The organism is Micromonospora sp. S4605, from assembly GCF_003176715.1.
Classification (GTDB): domain Bacteria; phylum Actinomycetota; class Actinomycetes; order Mycobacteriales; family Micromonosporaceae; genus Micromonospora; species Micromonospora echinaurantiaca.
The window spans coordinates 1-4,444 of sequence record NZ_QGSW01000361.1 but is presented as its reverse complement, the minus strand read 5'-3'; the positions used below and the strand labels follow the sequence as shown (position 1 = coordinate 4,444).

At 75.1% G+C, this 4,444-nt stretch carries 5 protein-coding genes; 3 read left to right on the top strand and 2 right to left on the bottom strand.

Annotation, left to right across the window (positions count from 1 at the left end):
* Positions 1–119 precede the first annotated feature (119 nt).
* The 3 genes from DLJ47_RS30530 (at position 120) to DLJ47_RS30520 (ending at position 1,768) form a co-directional block, all read left to right on the top strand.
* Positions 120–890, top strand: coding sequence for an ROK family protein (locus DLJ47_RS30530; protein ID WP_088996160.1), 771 nt, complete (start codon positions 120–122; stop codon positions 888–890).
* 89 nt (positions 891–979) lie between these two features.
* The gene (locus tag DLJ47_RS30525; protein ID WP_109905199.1) at positions 980–1,348 is read left to right on the top strand and encodes a tetratricopeptide repeat protein; all 369 of its coding nucleotides are present in this window, start codon (positions 980–982) and stop codon (positions 1,346–1,348) included.
* Positions 1,349–1,513: 165 nt separating this feature from the next.
* Positions 1,514–1,768, top strand: coding sequence for a Smr/MutS family protein (locus tag DLJ47_RS30520; protein ID WP_013736060.1), 255 nt, complete (start codon positions 1,514–1,516; stop codon positions 1,766–1,768).
* Positions 1,769–1,780: 12 nt separating this feature from the next.
* Here the strand turns inward: DLJ47_RS30520 and DLJ47_RS30515 are convergent, their stop codons facing one another.
* Together DLJ47_RS30515 and DLJ47_RS30510 are read right to left on the bottom strand one after the other, a co-directional pair.
* Entirely contained in the window at positions 1,781–2,068 is a 288-nt protein-coding gene (locus DLJ47_RS30515; protein WP_109905197.1) for a hypothetical protein, read from the bottom strand.
* 69 nt (positions 2,069–2,137) lie between these two features.
* The coding region (locus DLJ47_RS30510; protein ID WP_109905195.1) for a M28 family peptidase at positions 2,138–4,444 on the bottom strand (2,307 nt) is incomplete at its 5' end.

Here is a 4,444-nt window from a genome sequence, read left to right as displayed (position 1 = left end):
ACCCCACTCCGCGAGCTTGCAGTTTGCGCCCGGGCATGTCGGTTGGAAGGCCGCATATCGCGGGCACAAAGTGCAAGATCGGTGAGGAGATTCGCGGTGGAGCGGGCACACTGCTCGGCGTGGTGACCACTCTGGCGATCGACTGCGGGGGCGGCGGGATCAAGGCGTCCGTCCTCGACGAGGCGGGGACGATGCGGGCGCGGCCACTGCGGGTGCCCACCCCGTACCCGTTGCCGCCCGCGCTCTTCGTGAAGACGCTGCTCGGCCTCGGCGCCCGGCTGCCCGCGGCGGACCGGCTGACCGTCGGGATGCCCGGCATGATCCGGCACGGGGTGGTGGTGGCCACCCCGCACTACGTCACTCGGTCCGGCCCGCGCAGCAAGGTCCTGCCCGAGCTGCTCGCCGAGTGGTCCGGGTACGACGCGCGGACCGCCCTCGCCGAGGCGTTCGGGGTGCCCGCGCTGGTGCTCAACGACGCCGAGGTGCACGGCGCCGGGGTGGTCGCCGGGACCGGCTGCGAGCTGGTGCTGACCCTGGGCACCGGGCTGGGCAGCGCGCTCTTCGACGGCGGGGTGCTCGCCCCGCACCTGGAGCTGTCGCACGCCCCGGTGCGCTGGGGCACCACCTACGACACGTACGTGGGGGAGCCGGAGCGGCGCCGGCTCGGCGACGCGTTCTGGTCCCGCCGGATCCGGCAGGTGGTGGACGGGCTGCGCCCGGTGTTCCGCTGGGACCGGCTCTACCTCGGCGGCGGCAACTCCCGGCTGATCCGGCCCGAGCAGCTGGCCCGGATGGGCGACGACGTGGTGGTGGTGCCCAACAGCGCCGGCATCGTCGGCGGCGTACGCGCCTGGGAGCTGGCCGCCGGCCGGCACGACGCCACCGCCTGAGCCCCCGGCCGGCCGGGGAACAGTCGCGGTCCGGCCGGTGTTGTGCCAGCGTCGACTCAGTGGCGGCGTGACACGAGGGGGTGGGTGCGATGGATCTTCTGGCCGAGTACCGGCGGGCGAACCTGTTCTTCGAAGCCGGTGACCCGACCGGAGCGGCCCGGCTGCTCGAACCGATCGTCGAGGCCGAGCCGGGCAACGCCGCGGTCCGCCAGCTGCTGGCCCGGGCCTACTTCCAGTCGGCCCAGCTCAACCGGGCCGAGGAGCAGCTGCGGGAACTGGTCGACCGGGATCCCAGCGACCATTACGCCCACCACGTGCTGGGCCGGACGCTGGAGCGGCTGAACCGGCACGCCGACGCGCTGCGGCACCTGCGCATCGCGGCGGCGATGCACTCGGGCAACGACGACTACCGCACCGCCCTGCGCCGGGTCGAGACCCGGGTGGCCGGCGGTCGCTGACGTGAAGACCGGGCTGACCGCCCGGGGTTGTGGTCGCATGGACGGGGCAGCTCGACAGGGCTGCCCCGACCTGTCTCCGCCGCCCGCCGCAGCCGCGCCCCGGTCCGCCGCCGCCGCGCGGCCTACCATCGACCCCATGGGACCTGACCTGCCGGCGGGTGCGGCGTGAAGCTGAAGCTGGACCTGCACGACATCTTCAACAAGGGCCACGACATCGACCGCGCGCTGCGCGGAATCATGGACGAGGCGGTGGCGAAGAAGGCCACCCTCGTCGAGATCATCCCCGGCAAGGGCTCCGGCCAGCTGAAGAAGCGGGTGCTGCGGTTCCTCGACCAGAAGGACGTCAAGCAGCTCTACCACCGGGTCGAGAAGGACTCCAAGAACTTCGGCCGCCTCTTCGTCCACTTCCGCTGGAAGTAGCGACGGCGGGCCTCAGTCCCACCAGCTGAGCACCGACACGGCGAGCATCCCCAGCGCCAGGACGGCGAGGAGGAACACCAGCACGCGGTGACGCGACCGGCTCGCCCGCCCGTCGGCAGGGTCGGCTTCCGCTCGGTCGCGGGCCACGGCTTCGGCGAGCCGCTCGATATCCGCGACCTGGCCGCCCGCGGTCAGCCCGACCGTCTCGGACACCTCGGGCAACGGTGGCGGCGGGGAGACGTCCTGCGTCTCGTACCGCGGCTCGATCCGCGGCGGCAGCCGGCGGAAGCGGTCGCTCATGCGGCCAGAGTGACAGACGAACGCCAAGGCCGGGAGTGGCCACCGTCGCGGCGGCCACTCCCGGCGCTGTCAGAGCGGATAGGTGCGGGCGACCGCGAGCATCTCCGAACTGTGCGAGCCGACCACCCCGACGTCCGCCGGGCGGGGCCGGAAGCCGGGCAGCGCGTCCAGGCCGTCGCTGGCGTCCATCGCGCGCAGCGCCACCTGTCCGGCCTTCGGCGTCACGGTCAGCGTCACCTCGATGCCCTCGGCAGGTGGGGCGTGGAAGACCACCCCGAAGCCCCACTTCCCGTCCCGCGCCTCGACCGGCACCGGGCGGCCGGCCACCTCGGCGCGCAGCACGGTCGCCGTCGCCGAGTCGACGTGCAGGCTGGCCAGCCGGACCGGGCGTTGCGGGGTGAGCCGCAGCCGCAGCGTGCGCTCGCCACCGGCGGTGCTGTCGGCGAGCACGTCCAGCTTCGGGGCGGGCAGGTTCGCCGCCTGTGCCGGGCCGCCGAGCAGGTCGCCGTCGCCCAGGCCGGGGAAGTCGTCGGCTACCGAGACCGGGCCGTCGACGTACTGACCGGTCCACGGCTGCGGGTCGGCCTCGTGGCTGAGCCAGCGGGCCTGGCCGGTGCCGGCGTCCAGGGCGTACATCAGGTGGGTGGGTGCGGGGTGCGCGGCGTCGAACCGGTCGACGGCGAGCCCGACCCCGGCGAACACCACCGCGGCGAGCGCGGCGGCCGCGGTCGGCAGCGCGCCGAGCCGGCGGGCGCGCAGCGCGACCAGGCCGCGCTGGCCGCCGGCCTGCGGGTGCAGCAGGTCCACCACCGGCAGCGCGGCCAGCCCGAGCAGCACCGCGACCAGCGCGGCCACCCCGCCCATCGCCATGCCGAGCGCCGGGAAGAGCAGCACCACCGTCGGGAGCAGGATGATCACGGCGACCGCGCCGGCCGCCGTCACCGCGACCACCGGCCACGGGCCGTCGAGCCGGGTGGCCAGCGCCGCCAGCCCGCCGAGCGCGCCGGCCAGGGCCGGCAGGGTGAGCAGGTACGCCCCGCCGGGTACCAGCACGGCGAGCAGCACCCCGAGCAGGGCCAGCCAGCCCAGCGCGCCGACCGCCAGCGCGGCCGGGCCGATCCGGCGGCGGGTCAGCGCGTACCAGGCGAACAGGATGGCGGCGGCCAGCGCCACCACGGCCAGCCGGTACCAGGTCGGCCGGTACGGGTCGAGCAGTTCGGCGTAGCCGGGCCGGATCGCGGTGACCGCCGCCCAGAGCAGTTGCGCGGCCACCGGGGCGGCCACGATCGGCACCAGCGCCAGCCCGAACCCGGCGACCAGCCGGCCGGTGGTGGCCCGGCCGCGCCGGCGGGTCAGCCAGCCGAGCGCGACCACCGCGGCCAGCGCGACCAGGGCCAGCGGCAGGATCAGCCAGCCGGGGTAGTGGACCAGCCCGCCGGGCACCGGGAAGTAGGTGGCGTCCTGGCCGGCGCGCAGCGTGGCCAGGTCGACCCGGCCGAACTCCCGGGCCAGGCCGAGCGCGTTGTCCCCGTGCTGCTGCAGGCTCGCCCGGTCCAGCGCGGCCGGGGTGTCCAGCGGCGTGTGGTAGATCGCTCCGCCGTCGATGTACGCCGAGTTCAGCCCGAGGAAGTCCTGGTCGAGGAACGCGGTGAAGTCGGTGTCGTTGGGCAGCGCCCGGTAGATCTCCACCGCGAACGAGGTGCCCACCGGGTGCGGCGCCGCCCGCCCGAAGACGTCCACCAGCTTCGCGTTGTTCCGGGACGTCTCGAACATGATCACCGGGCCGGTGGAACCGCGGGCCTCCAGGTTGAGCACCACCCCGCCGTCGGCGGCCAGCGGGTGGCTGGCGGCGAAGGCCGAGGCGCCGCAGAGGCACGCCTCCTCGGCATCGGTGAGCACGAAGACGATGTCGTTGCGCGGTCGCGGACCGGCTGCCAGCGCCCGGGCCACCTCCAGGATGGCCGAGGTGCCGGCGGCGTCGTCGTTGCCGCCCGGACCGGTCTGCACCGAGTCGTAGTGGGCGACCAGGAAGACCTTGCCGGTCGGGTCGGTGCCGGGCAGCCGGGCCACCACGTTGCGTACCCGGGCGAGGGTGGCGCCGCCGGCCGCGCCGCTGAGCTGGCCGGCCTCCGGAGCCACCGTGTCCTGCACCTCCGTCTCCAGGCCGAGCCCGCGCAGCACCCCCTCGACGTGGGTGCGGACCTGGTCGTTGGCCGGGCTGCCGGCCACGTGCGGCCGGGCCGCGATGACCTTGACGTTCTCGTACGCCCGCGCCGCGCTGAATTCGCCCGGCGGCGCGTCGGCCGGGCGCGGCGCCGGAGTGCGCAGGTCGAGCAGGGCGCCGGCACCGACGGCCAGCAGCGCGACCAGCGCCGC